Here is a 19,029-nt window from a genome sequence, read left to right as displayed (position 1 = left end):
TAGAGAAACCATCGATAACAGAGGCAAATTCTCGCTGTAGATCACCTTTTTCAGCATCTAGCCATGTTATTTTGCAGTATTGCGATAATAGAGGTCATTATGAACGTTCTTGTTACAGGTGGTAGCGGTTACATAGGAAGCCATACTTGCGTACAATTACTGGCTGCCGGGCACACTCCCGTTATTCTCGATAACTTATGCAACAGCAAGGCTAGCGTCGTTAAAACTATTACACGCTTAACCGATAAGGCACCCGTCTTTTATCAGGGCGATATTCGCGATAGCGCGCTGCTGGAAGACATTTTCGCTACACATTCCATTGATTCCGTCATCCACTTTGCTGGCTTAAAAGCCGTGGGTGAATCGGTGCGTGAACCACTGAGTTACTATGACAATAACGTCTACGGTACGCTCGTACTGGTAGAGGCGATGAAGAAAGCTGGCGTGAAAAACCTGATTTTTAGCTCATCTGCCACCGTCTATGGCGATCAACCTCACACCCCTTATCAGGAAAGTTTCCCCACAGGGCACCCTGCCAGCCCTTATGGCCGCAGCAAGCTGATGGTCGAGCAAATCCTGCAAGATTTACAGCATGCGGAACCGGAATGGAGTATTACGCTGTTGCGGTATTTCAACCCAGTTGGTGCCCACCCATCGGGTGAGATGGGCGAAGATCCGCAAGGTGTACCCAATAATCTGATGCCTTACATTGCTCAGGTGGCGGTAGGCCGTCGCGACTCACTGGCGATCTTCGGTAATGACTACCCTACCGCTGATGGGACTGGCGTACGAGACTACATCCACGTCGTCGATCTGGCTGACGGTCATATCGCCGCCATGAACACGCTGCAAAATCGTGCTGGCGTGCATATTTACAATCTGGGCGCAGGCGTAGGCTACAGTGTATTACAGGTCGTCGAAGCTTTTAGTCAGGCCTGTGGCAAGCCACTGGCTTACCATTTTGCCCCGCGCCGTCAGGGCGATCTGCCTGCTTATTGGGCAGATGCCGAGCGTGCAGCGAGAGATCTTAACTGGCGAGTCACACGCTCACTGCAAGAAATGGCACAGGACACCTGGCGCTGGCAATCCAACCACCCCAATGGGTACGACGAAGCGTGACGGCGCTTTTTTACACCGAGTGACGGATTAGGGGAAGATAAGCAGAGCTGATTTCTGCAACCTTCCCCTATTTGCCTACATCGGCCAACCTTCTCTATCTCGTCGAGCCTCTACAGGAGCAAGTCATGTTGAATGAAAGTCTTAGCGCGCTGGCACCAGATGGCCAGCCGTTTCAATTAACGACCTTGCAGAATCAGGCAGGTATGCGCGTGTGTCTGATGGATTGGGGCGCAACCTGGCTTTCATGTGAACTCCCGCTACCTGAGGGTGAAGTACGGGAAGTCCTGCTAGGCTGTGCCTCGCCCGAGCAATATCCGCAACAAAGCGCTTATCTCGGCGCATCGATTGGCCGCTATGCCAACCGCATAGCCAAAGCCACATTCAGTCGAGAAACCGAAACGTTCCATCTGGTTCCAAATCAGAATGAACACCAGTTGCACGGCGGCCCGGAAGGCTTTCATGCCCGCCGCTGGCGGATCGTCAGTCAGGATGCCGCGCAGGTGACTTACCAACTGCACTCACCGGATGGCGACCAAGGATATCCAGGCCACCTTAACGTACAGGTGACGTACGCGCTGACCGAACATAATTCGCTGGAAATCTCGTATCAGGCAACCGTAGAAAAAGCCTGCCCCGTTTGTCTGACTAACCACGCGTATTTCAACCTTGATGGCGATCTGTCTGACGTACGTAAACACCAATTGCAACTTTTTGCCGACTATTATTTACCGGTCAACAGTTCAGGGATCCCCAACGCCGACCTGACACCGGTAAACGCGACCGGAATGGATTTCCGCCAGCCAAAGACGCTGGAAGAAGATTTCCTGCGCGATAGCGATCAAATGGCGGTCGGCGGCTACGATCATGCTTATTTATTGCATCGCACCTGTGGCTCTAGCGAAAGCCCAGCCGCCAATTTATGGTCATCCGATGGCCGCGTGCTGATGAGTGTCTTCACCAGCGCCCCCGCTTTACAGCTCTATAGTGGCAACTTTCTGGCCGGAACGCCTTCACGAGATGGTGGTCAGTATGAAAACTATGCCGGTGTCGCACTGGAAAGCGAATTCCTGCCGGACAGCCCAAATCACCCACACTGGCCGCAGCCCGACTGCTGGCTAAAACCTGGGAAAGTCTACCGTTCGGACACCACGTACCAGTTCCTCATCCAGTAACCGAACAGCAAAACATAATTAACTCATTGATAACATTGGCAGATAACTTTCTGCCAATTTACAAAACTATGCTATTCCCCGCTTGCCCCCTTCCCGTTCAGACGCATACACTGCCAAAACGTCCAAAAAGGAAATGCCATGTCCGCATCATCACGGTCTCCATTATTCATTCATCATCTGCGCCATAAAGGCAGGTGGGGATGGCTATTGGCACTGTGCTGGCTTCTCCTGAATGCACAACTGGCTATCGCAGGTCATCAATGCGACATGACACTCAGCCAGACCTCTCCCACTATCCAGCATCAGGCACATCTGCAACAGGCTGACATTCAGCCATTATCATCTCACGCTCATCACTCAGCTAAAGCAGCTTACGCTGCCGACCAGCAAACGCCGCTGTGCGAAAAACACTGCGTGCCGGATAGTGTGAAGCAGGATAATGGCTCGCTGGCATTATTAGCGCTGCCAGTCAGCGGTGAGCTGGTTTTAGCGGATAACGCTGCCACCCTTAATCCTGCATCTGATGTCTGGCTCTCGCCTCCTGCGGTCGGCCCTCCGGCTGAGATCCGCTTCTGTCGATTCAGAGAATAACCCAAGCGATTGATAACCCCTGCGCCAGCGGGCGCAACATTTTGTTTATCAATTATTTATATTGGGATTATTTTATGCGTATCACCTATATGGCGCTGATTAGCAGCCTGATTCTTTCTGTTTCTTCCTCCCTCGTCCCCGCGTGGGCAACCGACCACCAGCATCACGCAATGATGCCGACCAATCCCCCTGCGACCACGACAGCCGTTTATCAGACTACTGGGATTGTTAAGCAGTGGAATACCAACAGTGTCACGCTCTCACACGCGCCGGTTGCCGACCTCAAGTGGCCTGCCATGACGATGGCCTTCACACTGCCATCCAGTAGCGAACTCACGCCACTAGCGGCCAATACGCCAGTCACGTTCAGCTTTATCCAGAATGAGAGCGGCTACATCCTGACCGCGATTACGCCACAGCAGCCTTAACCGGAGCACAACATGAACCTATCCAAACACGACGCCGCGCGCGCGTGTCTGGCGATGTTGCTGTGGCTGCCTGCCGCTGTCTTTGCGGCGGATCTGAATCTTGAACAGGCTTTGCAGGCGGCGGAACGTTACTCCGCCGACCTGTCAGCCAATCAACACCAGATTAACGCGCTTCAGAACATGGCCGACTCTGCCACGCAACTTCCCGATCCAAAGTTGAAATTTGGCGTCGAAAATCTGCCATTAGGCGGCAACAACGGTAGCCGCCTCACGCGAGAAGGGATGACGATGCAGCGTATCGGCGTCATGCAGACCTACGTCAGCAGCAGTAAACGTGATAGCAAAGCACAGGCTATTCGGGTAGAGGCCGATGCGCTGCAAAGTAATAGCGAGAGTATTCGCGCTCGCCTGCAACGTGAAACGGCACAGGCATGGCTGGATCTGGCGCTCTCACAAAAGGCGTTGAGCGAAGTCACCGCGTTGGTTACAGAAAGCCAGCGGCAGATCGCGTCACAAAAAGCGAGAGTGGCGGCAGGTAGTGAAGCCAGTAGCGTGCTGGATGCCCGCCTGACGTTGGCAGCCATGCAGGACAGGCAGGCTGATGCAGAACGGGACACGCGCATCGCACAGGCCCGGCTGGTGCAACTTACCGGCATCGCAGATATCAATGTAAACGGCGAACTTCCCCGCTTTGAACGCTTGCCAGCGTCACCGGACGTGCTGAACAACGCGATTCACCAACATCCAGAAATGCAGCAGGCACAGCGAGAAGCCGAGCTTGCTCAGGCGCGTTCCGCACAGTCAGCCGTTGCCGCCATCCCCAATGTTGATGTTGAAGTCTATTACGCAAAACGTGGAGATGATTATGACGATATGGCGGGCATGATGGTGACAGTTGATCTACCGCTCTTCACATCCAAGCGTCAGGATAAGGACTACGCCGCAGACGTCTCGCGCAGTATGGAAGCGCGTGACAGAGTATTGCTCACCGAACGAGAGCATCAGGCGCAGCTCAACACGCTGATTGCTCAATATCAAGCGGCACAGTCTCGCTGGCAACGTCAGCACAACGAGGTTCTCCCCCTCCAACAGCAACGCATCAAACTGATTCAGGCTCAGTATCAATCTGGCAGCAGTAATCTTTCCGCCGTACTGGATGCCCGTCGGGCACTACTTGAAAGCCGGATTGCCGTTCAGGATACCGCACGGGAGATGGCGCAATACTGGGCAGCCATCCGTTATCTGACACCACAAGGAAGCCCTACGCGATGAGCAAAACAGTCACGAACAAATCACTGATGGTTAGCCTGATGACGTTGGCTATTCTCAGCGCGGGTGGCGTGGGCTATCTGATTGGCAAACAGCAAACGTCGCACTCGCCTTCTACCATAGAGCCAGAACGTGCCGTTCTCTATTGGTATGACCCGATGGTGCCGGATAAACGTTTCGACAAACCGGGGAAATCGCCCTTTATGGAGATGGAATTGGTGCCTCGCTACGCCGATGACGTGCAGAAGGATGGCGGCGTCATCGTCAGCGCTCGCCAGCAACAAAATCTCGGAGTTCGCACTACCCGCGCGGAAATGCGTGAACTGACCGACCGCACCACGGGTTATGGCACCGTCGTCCTCAACGAACGCGGCTTACACACGCTGGTCGCGCCTAGCGGCGGCATTGTCGAAAAACTCACGGTGAATGCGCTGCAACAACAGGTGAAGAAAGGCGAAATGCTAGCCACGTTATGGAACCCGACCTGGGCGGCGGCACAGCGCGAATATCTGGCGGTACGGCAGTTAGGCGACGACATACTCACCCAATCGGCTCGCCAGCGGTTGGCGCTGTTATTCATGCCGGAAGCGATTATTCGACAGGTCGAGCGTAGCGGCAAACCGCAGGACAGGATCGCGATTACCGCGCCAGAAGACGGCTACGTGAGTAAGCTGGAGGTAAGGCAAGGCATGCAGTTAAGCCCCGCTCAGCCGTTATTCGAGCTTGCCAGCCTGAACCCGGTGTGGATCGATGTCGATTATCCCGAAGCGCAGGCGGCGCAGCTCACTCTTGGCAATGACATCAGCGCAACCAACAGTGCCTGGCCGGGTAAAACCTTCCACGGAAAAATCAGTGAACTTCTGCCTGTGCTGGACAGTACCACACGCACGCTAAAAGCCCGTATCGTGCTGGATAACCCGCAACAACAGCTTAAACCTGGCATGTACCTGACCGTGCAGCTTTCTCACTCTCAGGCACAGCCGCGTCTGGCGATCCCGCAGGAAGCGCTATTGATCAGTGGTAGCCAAAATCGGGTCTTGCTGAGCGATGGCAATGGCCATTTCACCCCGCGTAACGTCACGGTGGGCGCGTCGCTGGGCGACTGGGTCGAAATCATCGATGGACTGAAAGCAGGCGACAATGTAGTCACTTCGGGCCAGTTCCTGATTGACTCGGAAGCCAGCCTGCGCAGTGCCTTACCTCAGTTTGATGCGGAGACATCGGCAAACCCAGCCACGCCAACGACCTCCGTTGGCTATCACACTCAGGGAGTCATCCGAGCGATAAGCGGTAATCAGGCCACCATCGAACACGACGCGGTTCCGGCACTCAACTGGTCACCGATGACGATGGACTTCACACTGCCACCGTCAGGGCTGCCACAAGGCGTGGGGATCGGCAGTACCGTGCGTTTCCAGTTCAACATGGACGATAGCGGGATTCACGTTCTGCATTTTTTACCCGCTGACGATCCACATGCCAGCCACGGAGGTCATCCATGATTGCCTACATCATTCGCTGGTCGCTCAACAATCGCCTTCTGGTGTTGCTGGCGGCGCTGTTCATGGCAGCGTGGGGCCTGCTTTCCCTGCAAAAAACGCCGCTGGATGCTCTGCCTGATTTATCGGACGTACAGGTCATCATTCGCGTCAGCTATCCAGGGAAAGCACCGCAAGTGGTGGAAAATCAGGTGACCTACCCGCTGACGACGACCATGCTTTCCGTGCCGGGAGCCAAAACAGTACGAGGCTTTTCCATGTTCGGCGATGCCTACGTTTACGTGTTGTTTGAAGATGGCACCGATCCTTATTGGGCACGTTCCCGCGTGCTGGAATATCTCAGTCAGGTGCAATCCAGCCTGCCTGCCGACGCCAAGACCTCACTCGGCCCAGATGCCACCGGCGTCGGATGGATCTACGAGTACGCGCTCGTCGATCGCAGCGGCAAATACAGTCTGGCCGATCTGCGCGGCTTTCAGGACTGGTTGCTGAAATATGAGCTGAAAACGGTTCCTGATGTAGCCGAAGTTGCCAGCGTGGGCGGTATGGTCAAACAATATCAGATCGTCGTCGACCCAGAACGCATGCGAACGCAGGGCATCACCCATCAGCAAATCGTCAGTGCGGTTCAGGCCGCCAATCAGGAAAACGGCGGTTCCGTGTTGGAGCTGGGCGAAGCAGAGTACATGGTGCGCACCACCGGCTACCTGAAAACCGCGCAAGACTTTAATCACGTGGTGATTACCACCCGCAACGGCATTCCCGTGCTGTTGCAGGATGTCGCAACGCTGAGAGAAGGCCCGGAGATGCGGCGCGGCATCGCCGAACTGAATGGCGAAGGTGAAGTAGCGGGCGGCATCATCGTCCTGCGCTATGGCAAGAATGCGCTGAATACGCTGCATGCCGTCAAAGCGCGGTTACAGGAAATACAGAAAAGCCTACCCGCAGGCGTGGAGATCGTCCCAACCTACGATCGTTCGCAGCTGATTGAACACGCTATCGACACGCTTAGCTTCAAACTGTTGGAGGAGTTTGCCGTTGTCGCCGTGATTTGTGCCCTGTTTCTGTTTCACTTCCGCTCGGCGCTGGTGGCCATCATCAGCCTGCCGTTAGGGATTCTGGGGGCGTTTATCATCATGCGCTATCAAGGGGTGAACGCGAATATTATGTCGCTGGGCGGTATCGCGATTGCCATCGGCGCGATGGTCGATGCCGCGATTGTGATGATAGAAAACATGCATAAAGTCATTGAACAGTGGCGGCATGAAAACCCAGGGAAACAGCCGCAAAATAACGAGTGGTGGCAGTTGGCAGAACGGGCTGCGGTGGAGGTTGGCCCGGCGCTGTTTTGCAGCCTGCTGATCATTACACTGTCGTTTGTCCCGGTGTTCTCACTGGAGGCACAGGAAGGCCGCATGTTTTCACCGCTGGCCTTCACCAAAACCTATGCTATGGCCGTCGCCGCCGGATTAGGGATTACGCTGGTACCGGTATTAATGGGGTATTTCGTACGCGGCAAGATACCGGACGAACAGGCGAATCCGATTAACCGCTGGCTGATTGCAGCCTATCACCCGGTGTTGCAAAAGGTGTTGAGCTACCCGAAAACCACGCTGTTGATTTCCGGCCTGCTGTTGCTACTGACGCTCTTTCCACTCAGCCGTCTGGGGAGCGAATTTATGCCACCGCTGGATGAAGGCGATCTGCTGTATATGCCTTCCACCCTGCCCGGCATCTCTTCACGGGAAGCTGGCCGACTGCTGCAACAAACGGATCGGCTGATTAAAACCGTTCCCGAAGTCGAATCAGTCTTCGGCAAAGCGGGCCGTGCTGAAACGGCAACCGACCCAGCACCGTTGACCATGCTAGAAAGCACCATTCGACTTAAACCACGCGATCGGTGGCGTGAGGGCATGACCATGGACAAGCTGGTTGCCGAGTTGGATCGTACCGTGAGCCTGCCGGGTATCGCGAACGTGTGGGTTCCCCCTATCCGTAACCGTCTGGACATGCTGGCCACCGGCATCAAAAGCCCGGTAGGCATCAAGGTTAACGGCAACAATCTGGAAGACATAGAACGTACGGCTGCACAAATCGAGCAGGTAGTAAAACGGGTTCCGGGCGTGACGTCTGCACTCGCGGAACGGCTGGCGGGTGGGCGCTATATCGATATTGATATCGATCGTCAGCACGCCGCACGCTATGGCGTGTCCGTCGAGGAACTTCAGTCGGTGGTCGCTACGCTAATCGGCGGGCAAAATATTGGCGAAACCATTGAAGGCCGCCAGCGTTATCCCATCAATATCCGCTACCCGCGTGAATTACGCGATTCGCTGCAAAAATTGCGTGACCTGCCCATCGTGACGGCCAACGGCAGTAGAGTGACGCTGGCAGAACTGGCTGATATTCGCGTCAGCGAAGGGCCACCGATGCTGAAAAGTGAAAACAGCCGCCTGTCAGACTGGATTTATGTCGACCTACGCGGACGCGATCTGAAATCTGCCGTTGAAGACATGCAGCAGGCCGTTGCCCAACAGGTCACGCTACCGGAAGGCGTTTCCCTGAGCTGGTCGGGTCAGTTTGAATATCTGGAACGCGCCACGGAGAAAATGAAAGTTGTCGTGCCATTTACGTTGCTAATCATTTTTGTACTGTTGTATGTCACCTTCAACCGTATCAGAGATGCATTGCTGATCATGGCAACGTTACCTTTCGCACTGATTGGCGGCGTATGGCTGCTCTATCTCCTTGGCTATAATCTTTCTGTGGCCGGTGCCGTAGGCTTTATTGCACTGGCTGGCGTGTCGGCGGAATTCGGCGTCATCATGCTGCTGTACCTCAATCATGCGGTAGAGAAACACCGCGTGGCAGGCCAGATGATGTCACGCCAGCAATTGATGGATGCCATCCACGAAGGGGCGGTTCTGCGCGTTCGCCCGAAAATGATGACCGTGGCAACGATTATGGCGGGGTTGCTCCCCATCATGTGGGGGGGCGGTAGCGGATCCGAAATCATGCAGCGAATTGCTGCACCGATGATAGGTGGGATGGTAAGTGCCCCTCTGCTGTCGATGCTGGTGATCCCAGCGGTCTATCTGTTATTACACAAGGGGGATTCCGGTTTGCTGAAACGGTAAAGCCAGAGCGTGATTTTACGCAAATAACCTGCGGATAAATCACGCTTGCCATCGACTATCGATTGCCGATAACCGTTCTCCCCCCCTATAATGAAATCAGTTATCACAGAAATCTTAGGATAGGAAGGAGTTTAGCTATGGCTGTAACTAAGCTGGTACTGGTAAGACACGGTGAGAGCCAGTGGAACAACGAAAACCGCTTCACAGGCTGGTACGATGTCGATCTATCCGACAAAGGCCGTTCAGAAGCCAAAGCCGCAGGTCAGCTGCTGAAAGACGAAGGTTTTGCCTTTGATTTCGCGTATACCTCCGTGCTGAAACGTGCCATTCATACACTGTGGAATGTACTGGACGAGCTGGATCAAGCCTGGTTGCCAGTTGAGAAATCCTGGAAACTGAATGAGCGCCACTACGGTGCACTGCAAGGTCTGAACAAAGCCGAAACCGCTGAAAAATACGGTGACGAGCAGGTTAAACAATGGCGTCGTGGTTTTGCGATTACGCCTCCAGAGTTGACGCGTGATGACGAACGTTTCCCAGGTCACGACCCGCGTTACGCTGCTCTGAGCGACAAAGAGCTGCCGCTGACTGAAAGCCTGGCGCTGACCATCGAACGTGTTGTGCCTTACTGGAACGAAACTATCCTGCCACGCGTCAAAAGCGGTGAGCGTGTGATCGTTGCGGCTCACGGTAACTCACTGCGTGCACTGGTGAAATACCTGGACAATATGGGCGAAGACGAAATTCTGGAACTGAATATCCCAACTGGCGTACCGTTGGTTTATGAGTTCGACGAGAACTTCAAGCCTATCAAACGTTACTATCTGGGCAACGCAGACGAAATCGCTGCAAAAGCTGCCGCAGTAGCGAATCAGGGTAAAGCGAAGTAATTTTCCCCTGAATGAGAAAAACCCGGCCTGTGCCGGGTTTTTTTATAGCACGCTATTCGATATTACTTGCTACGGCGCTCACGTACCGCAGAGGCCAGTTGGCGTAGCAAGGATTCGGTGTCTTCCCAGCCAATGCAAGCATCGGTCACGCTGCGGCCATATACCAGCGGCTCGCTGCTTTCCAGATTCTGGTTGCCTTCGACCAGATGGCTTTCAACCATCACGCCCATAATTGCTTTCTCGCCCTGCGCGATCTGCCCGCAAACATCAGTGCAGACATCCATCTGCTTTTTAAACTGCTTACTGCTATTCGCATGGCTGAAATCGATCATGACCTGCGGTGTCAGACCCGCTTTTTCCAGACCAATTTTCACGTCTTTAACGTGCTCAGCACTATAGTTTGGCGTTTTACCGCCGCGCAGAATAATGTGGCAATCGTTATTACCGCTGGTATTCACGATAGCCGAATGGCCCCATTTAGTCACAGACAGGAAGCAGTGTGGTGCGCTGGCAGCATTGATCGCATCAATCGCGACTTTGATCGTGCCGTCAGTACCGTTTTTAAAGCCGACAGGGCATGACAGGCCAGATGCCAGTTCACGGTGTACCTGAGATTCTGTCGTACGTGCGCCGATAGCACCCCAGCTCATCAAATCCGCCATGTATTGCGGCGTGATCATGTCCAGAAACTCACCCGCAGCCGGTAAACCGATGTCGTTAATTTCCAGCAGCAGCTGGCGAGCAATGCGTAAGCCGTCATTGATCTGGAAACTATTGTCCATGTGCGGATCGTTGATCAGCCCTTTCCAGCCAATCGTGGTGCGTGGCTTTTCAAAATAAACCCGCATGACGACTTCCAGATCGTGACTCAGCTCATTACGCAGCGTCAGCAGACGCGCGGCATACTCTTTTGCTGCTTTCGTGTCGTGGATCGAGCAAGGACCAATCACCACCAGCAGGCGGTCGTCATTGCCGTTAAGAATTTTATGGATGGCAGTACGCGCGAACGATACCGTTTCCGCTGCCTTCTCCGTGGCTGGAAACTTTTCTAGCAAAGCAACCGGCGGCAAAAGTTCATTAATCTCTTTAATTCTTAAATCATCATTTTGGTAATTCATAAATACATCCATCGGTTCCGAAACGGTATGTTAATCCCATTCAATACGCGCCATCCCGCCTGCACAGGTCGCCTGAGAAACGGGATGTTTCATATTGAAGATTGGTTATTATATGTCAAGCTGGTGTTGTCAGGGCGCTGAAATCAGCGGGATTTACGCGATCAAATGCTCTCAGATGCCGCATCCGTCCTATTTTCATCAGGAAATAGCTCAACAGACAGGTCGGTGAACCGCAGAATAGGTTTTGTCTGTGGGTTTCAGTAAAGTGGAATAAAATCGCAATTTAGGGTCATCTATGGCACATAACCACAGTCACACAGAATCAGGCAACAGTAAACGCCTGCTGTCTGCTTTTATTATCACCGCCACATTTATGGTGGCAGAAGTCATTGGCGGCCTGCTTTCCGGCTCCCTCGCCCTGCTGGCGGATGCAGGTCATATGTTGACGGACGCCGCCGCGCTGTTTGTCGCGCTTGTCGCCGTACGTTTCGCGCAGCGCAAGCCCAATGCACGCCATACCTTTGGCTATTTGCGGTTCACTACCCTCGCAGCCTTTGTGAACGCGCTGACGCTGATACTGATTACCGCCTTTATTTTCTGGGAAGCCATCCAACGCTTCTATGATCCCCAGCCGGTCGCTGGCGTCCCAATGCTGCTTGTCGCCGTTGCGGGTTTGGTGGCAAATATCGTGGCATTTTGGCTGTTACACCACGGCAGCGAAGAGAAAAATATTAACGTTCGCGCGGCGGCCCTGCATGTGCTGGGCGATCTGCTCGGATCCGTCGGCGCAATTGCTGCCGCCGTCATCATCCTTTATACCAACTGGACACCCATCGACCCGATTCTCTCTATTCTGGTATCGTGTCTGGTGCTGCGTAGCGCATGGACGTTATTAAAAGAGAGCATACACGAACTATTGGAAGGCACACCGAGCCAGCTCAGCGTTGAGGTTCTACAGAAAGATCTGACGCTGAATATTCCCGAAGTCAGGAACATTCACCATGTGCATTTATGGCAGGTAGGCGAGAAACCGATGATGACGCTGCATGCACAGGTGGTTCCGCCTCACGATCACGATGCGTTGTTAAGACGTATTCAGGAATATTTACGGAAGCACTACCAGATTGAACACGCGACTATTCAGATGGAGTATCAACGCTGTGATGATGACCACTGTGCTTTCCACTCTCAGGAAAGCCATCATCATGAAAGCCATGATGCAGAAGGCCACCACCACAGGCATTAAATTTGGATTACGCGCCGTGTGAAACCGCGCTGGCGCGGTTTTCCTGCGCACTTTTAATCCACAGCCAGGAACCGTTCAGGGCAATCAGCGTCAGGATCGCGTACTCTACCGCCATCGCATACACGCCCTGATAAGCAAAAATCACCACACTAATTACATCAATCACCACCCACAGCAGCCAGTTTTCAACGTATTTACGCGTCATCAAGATCATCGCCACAATCGACAGCACCATCATCGTGGAATCCCAGAATGGGAACGCATCCGGCTGAAGATTCGGCATCTGCACAGACAACCCTAATCCCTGCATACCGGAAACGGCAATACGCGTCAGCACAGCAAACACCGCATCAATGTAGAACGTCATCAAGCCAATCGCGACAACGCACGCTACCGACCAGCCAATGAGCTTCTGCACTGGTAGCCAGCGGATGCGTAATTCCACTTCCTGCGAATCTGTCTTGCGCGTCCAGGCATACCAACCATAAATATTGGCGGCAAAAAAGAAGATTTGCAGCAACAGGCTGGCGTAAAGCTGAATCTGGAAAAAGATCACAGCAAACAACGTGACGTTAATCAATCCAAACAGATAGTTGATGGTTTTTTCCTGGCTCGCGAACCAGATACACAGCAGGCCAAACAGCGTGCCAATCGCCTCGATCCAGGAAAGCGCGTATCCCCCTTCTCCCAAAGGGATATGAATTAAAATATTGCTGGTACTCAAAAAGTCCATCTCACCCACCCTGTCTCAATTATTGTAAGAAATTGCTATTAAGATGCCCTGGATCTCCGTCAGGCATTCCCTTTTACACGTAATTTTAGCGAAGCCGCAAAATCCAGCATGCGATTCAGCGGAATTAACGCGCCTTCTCGCAGGGCTGCATCAACATGAATCTCATGTGCATCACCGCCCTGCTCCAGACCATTAGCAATCGCCTCTAGCCCGTTCATCGCCATCCACGGACAGTGGGCGCAGCTGCGGCAAGTTGCCCCTTCGCCCGCGGTGGGCGCTTCTAGCAATGTTTTCTCTGGGCAGGCCTGCTGCATCTTGTAGAAAATACCGCGATCGGTCGCCACAATCAGTTCGCGCTGTGGCAGCGTTTTCGCCGCCTGAATCAGTTGGCTGGTTGACCCAACGGCATCAGCCATCTCTACCACGCTCTGCGGCGATTCGGGATGGACCAAAATTGCCGCGTCGGGGTACAGGATCTTCATGCGCTGTAGCGCCTGCGTTTTAAATTCGTCATGCACAATGCACGCGCCCTGCCAGCATAGTACATCCGCCCCTGTCTGCTTTTGTACATAGCTTCCCAGATGACGGTCCGGCGCCCAGATAATTTTTTCTCCCAGGCTATCCAGATGCTCGATCAATTCCACCGCGATGCTGGATGTGACAACCCAATCAGCACGTGCTTTCACTGCCGCGGAAGTATTCGCATACACCACCACCGTTCGATCCGGGTGCGCATCGCAAAAACGGCTGAACGCATCAACAGGACAACCGAGATCGAGCGAGCATTCTGCTTCCAGCGTGGGCATCAGAATCGTCTTTTCCGGGTTGAGTATCTTAGCGGTCTCCCCCATAAAGCGAACCCCCGCCACCAGCAGCGTTGATGCCGAATGGGTGCTGCCGAACCGTGCCATCTCCAGCGAGTCCGCCACACAGCCGCCAGTTTCTTCCGCCAGCGCCTGAATTTCAGGATCGGTATAATAGTGGGCGACCATAACGGCATTTCTTTCCCGAAGCAGCGTTTTTATCCTGCTACGATAGTGCTGTTTTGCATCAGCCGATAAGGGTTTGGGCTTCGGCGGGAAAGGATAAATGGTCTCATTGCTATCAAAAAGGATACTCATTATAAATTTCCACGATGACAACTCGGGTTGTAACACCTGATACTCATTAATCACCAGTATCGACGTTTTTTATCCTAAACAAAATACCGAAAACACGCCCTAAAGTCGCGGTGTATTTTCCATAAAACCCGCCAATTTGTTTAATATGTTTAAAATGATGAACTAGAAATGCGTAAGTAGCATGACTCTTACAAAAGACGCAGAAAAGAGACAAGGAGAGAAATGGCATGGCCAGCCTCTATATTAGGCTATATCGCGATACCCTGACCGTCAGAAACGTGGACACTAAACAAGAGGTGACGGAACAATCAGAAACGCCTTTTACCACCACGCGCTTACTGCTCGGACAGATGATCCCAGCAATGAAGCTATTGGATCGGCTCACGCGCAAGGTAGCCCCAAAACGACTGATCGATCTGTTCTCGTCACACAACGTCATCATCCATGCCATGGAGATGAATGAAGGCGGACACAGTCAGGTCGAGTTTGCCAGCTACATAGAGCTAGCCAAGAGCATCAGTCCGCAAGGAAAGCATATTTATGTCTGTAGTAAGAATGTGCCGCTTACCGACCAGGAAGTGATACAAATTTTTAGCGGCGTCATGCCTTCTATCGTCAGCCGCTAATCAGACGCAATGCTTTAGGCAAAGAAGCGATGCAAGTACAGAGAGATGGGAATAACCAGAACCAACGCCGGCAGGAAATTAACCACCGCAAATGATTTGATCTGCGCGATCCGAAGTCCTACAGCGATCATGATAATCCCGCCACAGGCAGAAAAATCGCCCATCGTGATGTCTGTCATAAAGGGCATAATCAATTTGGCGGAGAAGAACAACAGCGTCTGGACAATAACCTGCGGTATCGCAATCGACATCACAGCAAGGCCAAGCGTGATGGAGAAAATCAACGCGGTGAAAATATCTAAAGCAGATTTGATGATCAACAGTTGGTAATCGCCCGTTAGCCCTTCCGTCAACGCCCCAACCACACCGGTTCCGCTGGCACAAAACAGGACGATTAACGCGGTAAAGTTCTGAGTGTAGATATCCTGAGGCAAGCGGTGTTCCTGTGCAGGCAGCACGCGGTTTAACCCTTTCTGAATCATCATGCCAGCCCACTGCACGCCAGACTCCATACGCAGCAGCTCGCCTAATGCAACGCCAATCACAATAGCCAGCGCCACAGCAGGCAGTTGCTGGACTTTCACAACCAGCGTCACCCCCATTGCAATCGACACCATTGCAAATGCTGGCGGAAGGCCATCTTGCAAACGCTGAGGGATAAAACGACGCAAAGCGATACCCAGACCACTACCAATCAAGATAGCGGCACCATTAATCAACGGACCAATCATATATCTTCCTAAACAGGGCTATACACGCTTCCCTGTGGCAATGACTCCACCCTGCTCGATAGGATTAGAAAACAGTTCCTGACGGGTTATATCGTCCATAGAGAGGGGCAAAAACCTAATATACCGCAAAGTCTTAACGAGTAGGAAATGATGATGGGTTTTATCTCATCGACACGACACGTGCGATATATGATTTAAAATGAATTTGTTCTAAAAGGGAGATTTACTACTTGGAGTGGTGGGTCGTGCAGGATTCGAACCTGCGACCAATTGATTAAAAGTCAACTGCTCTACCGACTGAGCTAACGACCCGCAATGCGGAACTACTTTGACGCTGAATGCTGTTACAACTGCACTTGAAATTGGTGGGTCGTGCAGGATTCGAACCTGCGACCAATTGATTAAAAGTCAACTGCTCTACCGACTGAGCTAACGACCCAATTCATGCTGCTTTAGCGTTTTGCTATTTGCCTTGGCAACGGCGGCACATATTACTGATTTAAATTTTCGGCGCAACCTATTTTCTTAAATAACTTTTTGATTGCTTACTCTTAAGACGTTTAGGCACAAAAATCGCTCATGATGCGCAATTTTTGTGCCAATTAAGACGGGGTTACGATGCAGATAAACGTTTTTGAGCCTGCTTTGCACTTTCCGTATTGGGGTACATTTTTACAACTTGCTGGTAAACGGCCTTGGCTTTATCAGCCTGACCTTTTTCCTGCATGATCACCCCAACCTTCAGCAACGCCTCGGAACTTTTTGGTGACTTGGGATAATTTTTGACTACATTGGCGAAATAGTACGCCGCATCGTCCTTTTTCCCTTTGTTGTAATTCAACTGACCAAGCCAATAGTTAGCATTAGGTTGATACGTTGAATCCGGGTACTTTTTGACGAATGCCTGAAATGCGCTGATCGCCTGATCGTACTGTTTTTTCTCCAGCACGAGCGCGACTGCGGCATTGTAATCCGTATTCGCATCACCCGTACTGGCCGGTGCCGCCGTATTGGCAGCACCAGTATCAGTACCCGCCGCAGCGGCAGGTGCGCCGTCTGTCGTCGGTGTAGAGGATGATTGCGAACTTAATCCATCAATCTGCTGATAGATCTGTTTCTGTCGTTCAACAACCTGATTCAACTGATACTGACTTTCCTGAATCTGCCCACGGAGGCTGTCAATATCACGCTGATTATCAGAGAGCTGCTGTTGAAGTTGGGTTAAAAGCTGACTGTGAGCGTTAGAAATACGCTCCAATTGAGTGACACGGTCTTCGACCGAGCCTGAGCCGACATTACTGATTGGCGCTTGGGCAGTAGCGGCCCAAGGGACCGCTACGCCAACCAGTAACGACAGACCCAACAGGTGACGTCTGAAGTTACTGCTCATGCGATTCTCTTAATATACCAGAACGGCACGACGGTTTTTGGCATAAGCCGCTTCGTCATGACCGAGAACAGCTGGTTTCTCTTTACCGTAAGAAACGATAGAGATCTGATCGGAAGAAACGCCTTTACCTTGCAGGTACATTTGTACCGCGTTGGCACGACGCTCACCCAGAGCGATGTTGTATTCTGGCGTACCGCGTTCGTCCGCGTGACCTTCGATAGTCACTTTGTAAGACGGGTTGCTACGCAGGAATGCAGCGTGTGCGTCCAGCATCTGAGCGAATTCAGAGCTCACATCGTACTTGTCCAGACCGAAGTAAACGATGTTGTTGCGCTGTAATTCTTGCATCTGCAAACGAGCTTGCTCAGAAGAAGACATGTTACCGCCATCCATCATGCCGTTGTTGCCGCCAGCACCCATGGAAGATTGGTCATTGTCCGCGTTCTTGTTGGAGCTACAAGCGGCCACTGCCAGTACCGGCAGAGCCAACATCAGGCCTTTCAGCACTTTATTGAATTGCATTTCTTATGTCCTTTGACGAGTTTATTGTACATATCTGTACTTATAGATACGGCGACCAGGCAGGGAATTTAACCTGTCCATCAGTAGCCGGAAGACGCGCTTTGAAACGTCCATCTGTCGAAACCAACTGTAGCACTGAACCCAGCCCTTGTTTGGAACTGTAGATCACCATCGTGCCATTCGGTGCGATACTTGGCGTTTCGTCCAGGAACGTGTCCGTTAATACTTGTACGGCACCCGTTACCAGATCCAGTTTGGAAATATGCTGAGCTCCACCATTAGAACTCACCGTTACCAAAAATTTCCCGTCGGCGCTCACATCAGAGTCCTGGTTTTGAGAACCTTCCCAGGTCAAACGTTGTGGCGCACCGCCGTTAGCATTCACTTTATAAACCTGAGGACGACCAGCCTGGTCTGAAGTATAGGCCAAGGTCTGGCTGTCTGGGAACCAGGTTGGTTCCGTGTTGTTGCTGCGGCCATCAGTCACCTGACTGATTTGCCCCGAACCCAAATTCATCACATACAAATTCAAGCTACCGCTCTTAGACAGAGCAAAAGCCAGTTTGCTGCCATCGGGAGAGAAAGAAGGTGCACCGTTGTGACGCGGGAAGGAAGCAACCTGGCGGATCGCGCCATTTGCCAGCGTCTGGATAACCAACGCAGAACGGCCACTTTCAAACGTGACATAGGCCAGTTTGCTGCCATCTGCGGACCAGGCCGGAGACATCAGCGGCTGTGGCGAACGGTGAACAACAAATTGGTTGTAACCGTCATAATCCGCAACGCGCAGTTCATAAGGGAACTGACCACCGTTAGTCTGAACAACGTAAGCGATACGGGTACGGAACGCCCCTTTGATACCACTCAGTTTCTCAAACACTTCATCACTGGCTGTGTGCGCAGCATAGCGCAACCACTGCTTGGTCACTTTGAACTGGTTCTGCGCCAATACGTTACCCGGGTTACCCGAGGTATCAACGAGCTGGTAAGAAACCAGATAGCTGCCATCAGCACTTGGTTGAACCTGACCAACTACAACCGCATCAATGCCCAGTGCCGTCCATGCAGCAGGTGTTACTTCAGATGCCGTTGCAGGCTGTTGCGGCATGCGGTTTGCGTCGATCGGATTGAATTTGCCGCTGTTACGTAAATCAGCACCCACGATGCCGCCTACGTCTTCAGGCGCAGCACCTGGACCAGCCCATTTGAACGGAACCACACCGATAGGACGTGCAGAGTCTACCCCTTGGGTAATCTCTATACGTACTTCCGCGTGCAGCGCCGCTGCCCACAGCATTAAAAAGCTTACTGCAACTTTCAGTACTTGCTTCATCTCATCTCCCTTATCCAGACGCGAAGTCTACGATAAATTAGCAGAATTTTAACAAAAACAAACCAATGTCAACAAAACAACATAACCTGGTTTATTTACCATCG

General features: G+C 52.4%; 17 protein-coding genes and 2 tRNA genes. 10 read left to right on the top strand and 9 right to left on the bottom strand.

Annotated features, from left to right (window positions below):
* Positions 1 to 99: 99 nt before the first annotated feature.
* The 8 genes from galE (at position 100) to gpmA (ending at position 10,105) form a co-directional block, all read left to right on the top strand.
* Complete coding sequence (gene galE, locus KKH3_RS05370) at positions 100 to 1,119, top strand: UDP-glucose 4-epimerase GalE (protein WP_039356631.1); 1,020 nt, start codon at positions 100 to 102, stop codon at positions 1,117 to 1,119.
* Between the two features lie 125 nt (positions 1,120 to 1,244).
* Positions 1,245 to 2,291: a galactose-1-epimerase gene (gene galM, locus KKH3_RS05365; RefSeq protein ID WP_039356627.1), complete on the top strand. Its 1,047-nt coding sequence runs from the start codon at positions 1,245 to 1,247 to the stop codon at positions 2,289 to 2,291.
* A 138-nt stretch (positions 2,292 to 2,429) separates the two neighbouring features.
* A complete protein-coding gene (locus KKH3_RS05360; protein ID WP_039356624.1) occupies positions 2,430 to 2,882 on the top strand; it encodes a hypothetical protein in 453 nt (150 codons plus the stop codon).
* Between the two features lie 74 nt (positions 2,883 to 2,956).
* On the top strand, positions 2,957 to 3,310 hold the full coding sequence (locus KKH3_RS05355; protein ID WP_039356623.1) for a copper-binding protein: 354 nt from the start codon (positions 2,957 to 2,959) through the stop codon (positions 3,308 to 3,310).
* Between the two features lie 12 nt (positions 3,311 to 3,322).
* Entirely contained in the window at positions 3,323 to 4,582 is a 1,260-nt protein-coding gene (locus KKH3_RS05350; protein ID WP_039356620.1) for a TolC family protein, read from the top strand.
* The gene (locus KKH3_RS05345) at positions 4,579 to 6,081 is read left to right on the top strand and encodes an efflux RND transporter periplasmic adaptor subunit (RefSeq protein WP_039356617.1); all 1,503 of its coding nucleotides are present in this window, start codon (positions 4,579 to 4,581) and stop codon (positions 6,079 to 6,081) included. The genes KKH3_RS05350 and KKH3_RS05345 overlap by 4 nt, the downstream gene beginning before the upstream one ends.
* Positions 6,078 to 9,215, top strand: coding sequence for an efflux RND transporter permease subunit (locus tag KKH3_RS05340; protein ID WP_039356614.1), 3,138 nt, complete (start codon positions 6,078 to 6,080; stop codon positions 9,213 to 9,215). Before KKH3_RS05345 ends, KKH3_RS05340 begins: the two co-directional genes overlap by 4 nt.
* 137 nt (positions 9,216 to 9,352) lie before the next feature.
* The gene (gene gpmA, locus KKH3_RS05335; protein WP_039356611.1) at positions 9,353 to 10,105 is read left to right on the top strand and encodes a 2,3-diphosphoglycerate-dependent phosphoglycerate mutase; all 753 of its coding nucleotides are present in this window, start codon (positions 9,353 to 9,355) and stop codon (positions 10,103 to 10,105) included.
* Positions 10,106 to 10,167: 62 nt separating this feature from the next.
* Here the strand turns inward: gpmA and aroG are convergent, their stop codons facing one another.
* Positions 10,168 to 11,223: a 3-deoxy-7-phosphoheptulonate synthase AroG gene (aroG, locus tag KKH3_RS05330; protein ID WP_039356609.1), complete on the bottom strand. Its 1,056-nt coding sequence runs from the start codon at positions 11,221 to 11,223 to the stop codon at positions 10,168 to 10,170.
* Positions 11,224 to 11,518: 295 nt separating this feature from the next.
* Here aroG and zitB point away from each other — a divergent pair, with 295 nt between their 5' ends.
* Positions 11,519 to 12,469 (top strand): CDF family zinc transporter ZitB, encoded by a 951-nt coding sequence (gene zitB / locus KKH3_RS05325; protein ID WP_039356606.1) that lies wholly within the window; start codon positions 11,519 to 11,521, stop codon positions 12,467 to 12,469.
* A 7-nt stretch (positions 12,470 to 12,476) separates the two neighbouring features.
* On the opposite strand, the gene pnuC is transcribed toward zitB, so the two are convergent.
* Positions 12,477 to 13,202, bottom strand: a complete 726-nt coding sequence (pnuC, locus tag KKH3_RS05320; RefSeq protein ID WP_039356603.1) for a nicotinamide riboside transporter PnuC — start codon at positions 13,200 to 13,202, stop codon at positions 12,477 to 12,479.
* 59 nt (positions 13,203 to 13,261) lie between these two features.
* Positions 13,262 to 14,323, bottom strand: a complete 1,062-nt coding sequence (gene nadA / locus KKH3_RS05315) for a quinolinate synthase NadA (RefSeq protein WP_039356601.1) — start codon at positions 14,321 to 14,323, stop codon at positions 13,262 to 13,264.
* 227 nt (positions 14,324 to 14,550) lie between these two features.
* On the opposite strand from nadA, the gene KKH3_RS05310 reads away from it, so the two are divergent.
* Complete coding sequence (locus KKH3_RS05310) at positions 14,551 to 14,949, top strand: YjaA family stress response protein (RefSeq protein WP_039356599.1); 399 nt, start codon at positions 14,551 to 14,553, stop codon at positions 14,947 to 14,949.
* Positions 14,950 to 14,963: 14 nt separating this feature from the next.
* On the opposite strand, the gene KKH3_RS05305 is transcribed toward KKH3_RS05310, so the two are convergent.
* The 6 genes from KKH3_RS05305 to tolB all read right to left on the bottom strand — a co-directional run bounded on the left by KKH3_RS05305 (position 14,964) and on the right by tolB (position 18,925).
* Positions 14,964 to 15,680: a DUF554 domain-containing protein gene (locus KKH3_RS05305; protein WP_039356596.1), complete on the bottom strand. Its 717-nt coding sequence runs from the start codon at positions 15,678 to 15,680 to the stop codon at positions 14,964 to 14,966.
* Between the two features lie 236 nt (positions 15,681 to 15,916).
* A tRNA-Lys gene (locus KKH3_RS05300) sits at positions 15,917 to 15,992 on the bottom strand.
* Between the two features lie 51 nt (positions 15,993 to 16,043).
* A tRNA-Lys gene (locus KKH3_RS05295) sits at positions 16,044 to 16,119 on the bottom strand.
* Between the two features lie 174 nt (positions 16,120 to 16,293).
* A complete protein-coding gene (gene cpoB, locus KKH3_RS05290; RefSeq protein ID WP_039356594.1) occupies positions 16,294 to 17,070 on the bottom strand; it encodes a cell division protein CpoB in 777 nt (258 codons plus the stop codon).
* Positions 17,071 to 17,079: 9 nt separating this feature from the next.
* Positions 17,080 to 17,592, bottom strand: coding sequence for a peptidoglycan-associated lipoprotein Pal (pal, locus tag KKH3_RS05285; protein WP_039356591.1), 513 nt, complete (start codon positions 17,590 to 17,592; stop codon positions 17,080 to 17,082).
* A 40-nt stretch (positions 17,593 to 17,632) separates the two neighbouring features.
* On the bottom strand, positions 17,633 to 18,925 hold the full coding sequence (gene tolB, locus KKH3_RS05280) for a Tol-Pal system beta propeller repeat protein TolB (RefSeq protein WP_039356588.1): 1,293 nt from the start codon (positions 18,923 to 18,925) through the stop codon (positions 17,633 to 17,635).
* Positions 18,926 to 19,029: the final 104 nt, after the last annotated feature.

It is taken from the genome of Pectobacterium actinidiae, from assembly GCF_000803315.1.
Taxonomy (GTDB): Bacteria; Pseudomonadota; Gammaproteobacteria; order Enterobacterales; family Enterobacteriaceae; genus Pectobacterium; species Pectobacterium actinidiae.
Note: the sequence above shows the minus strand (reverse complement) of the source record. Positions and strands in the feature narration are given on the sequence as shown.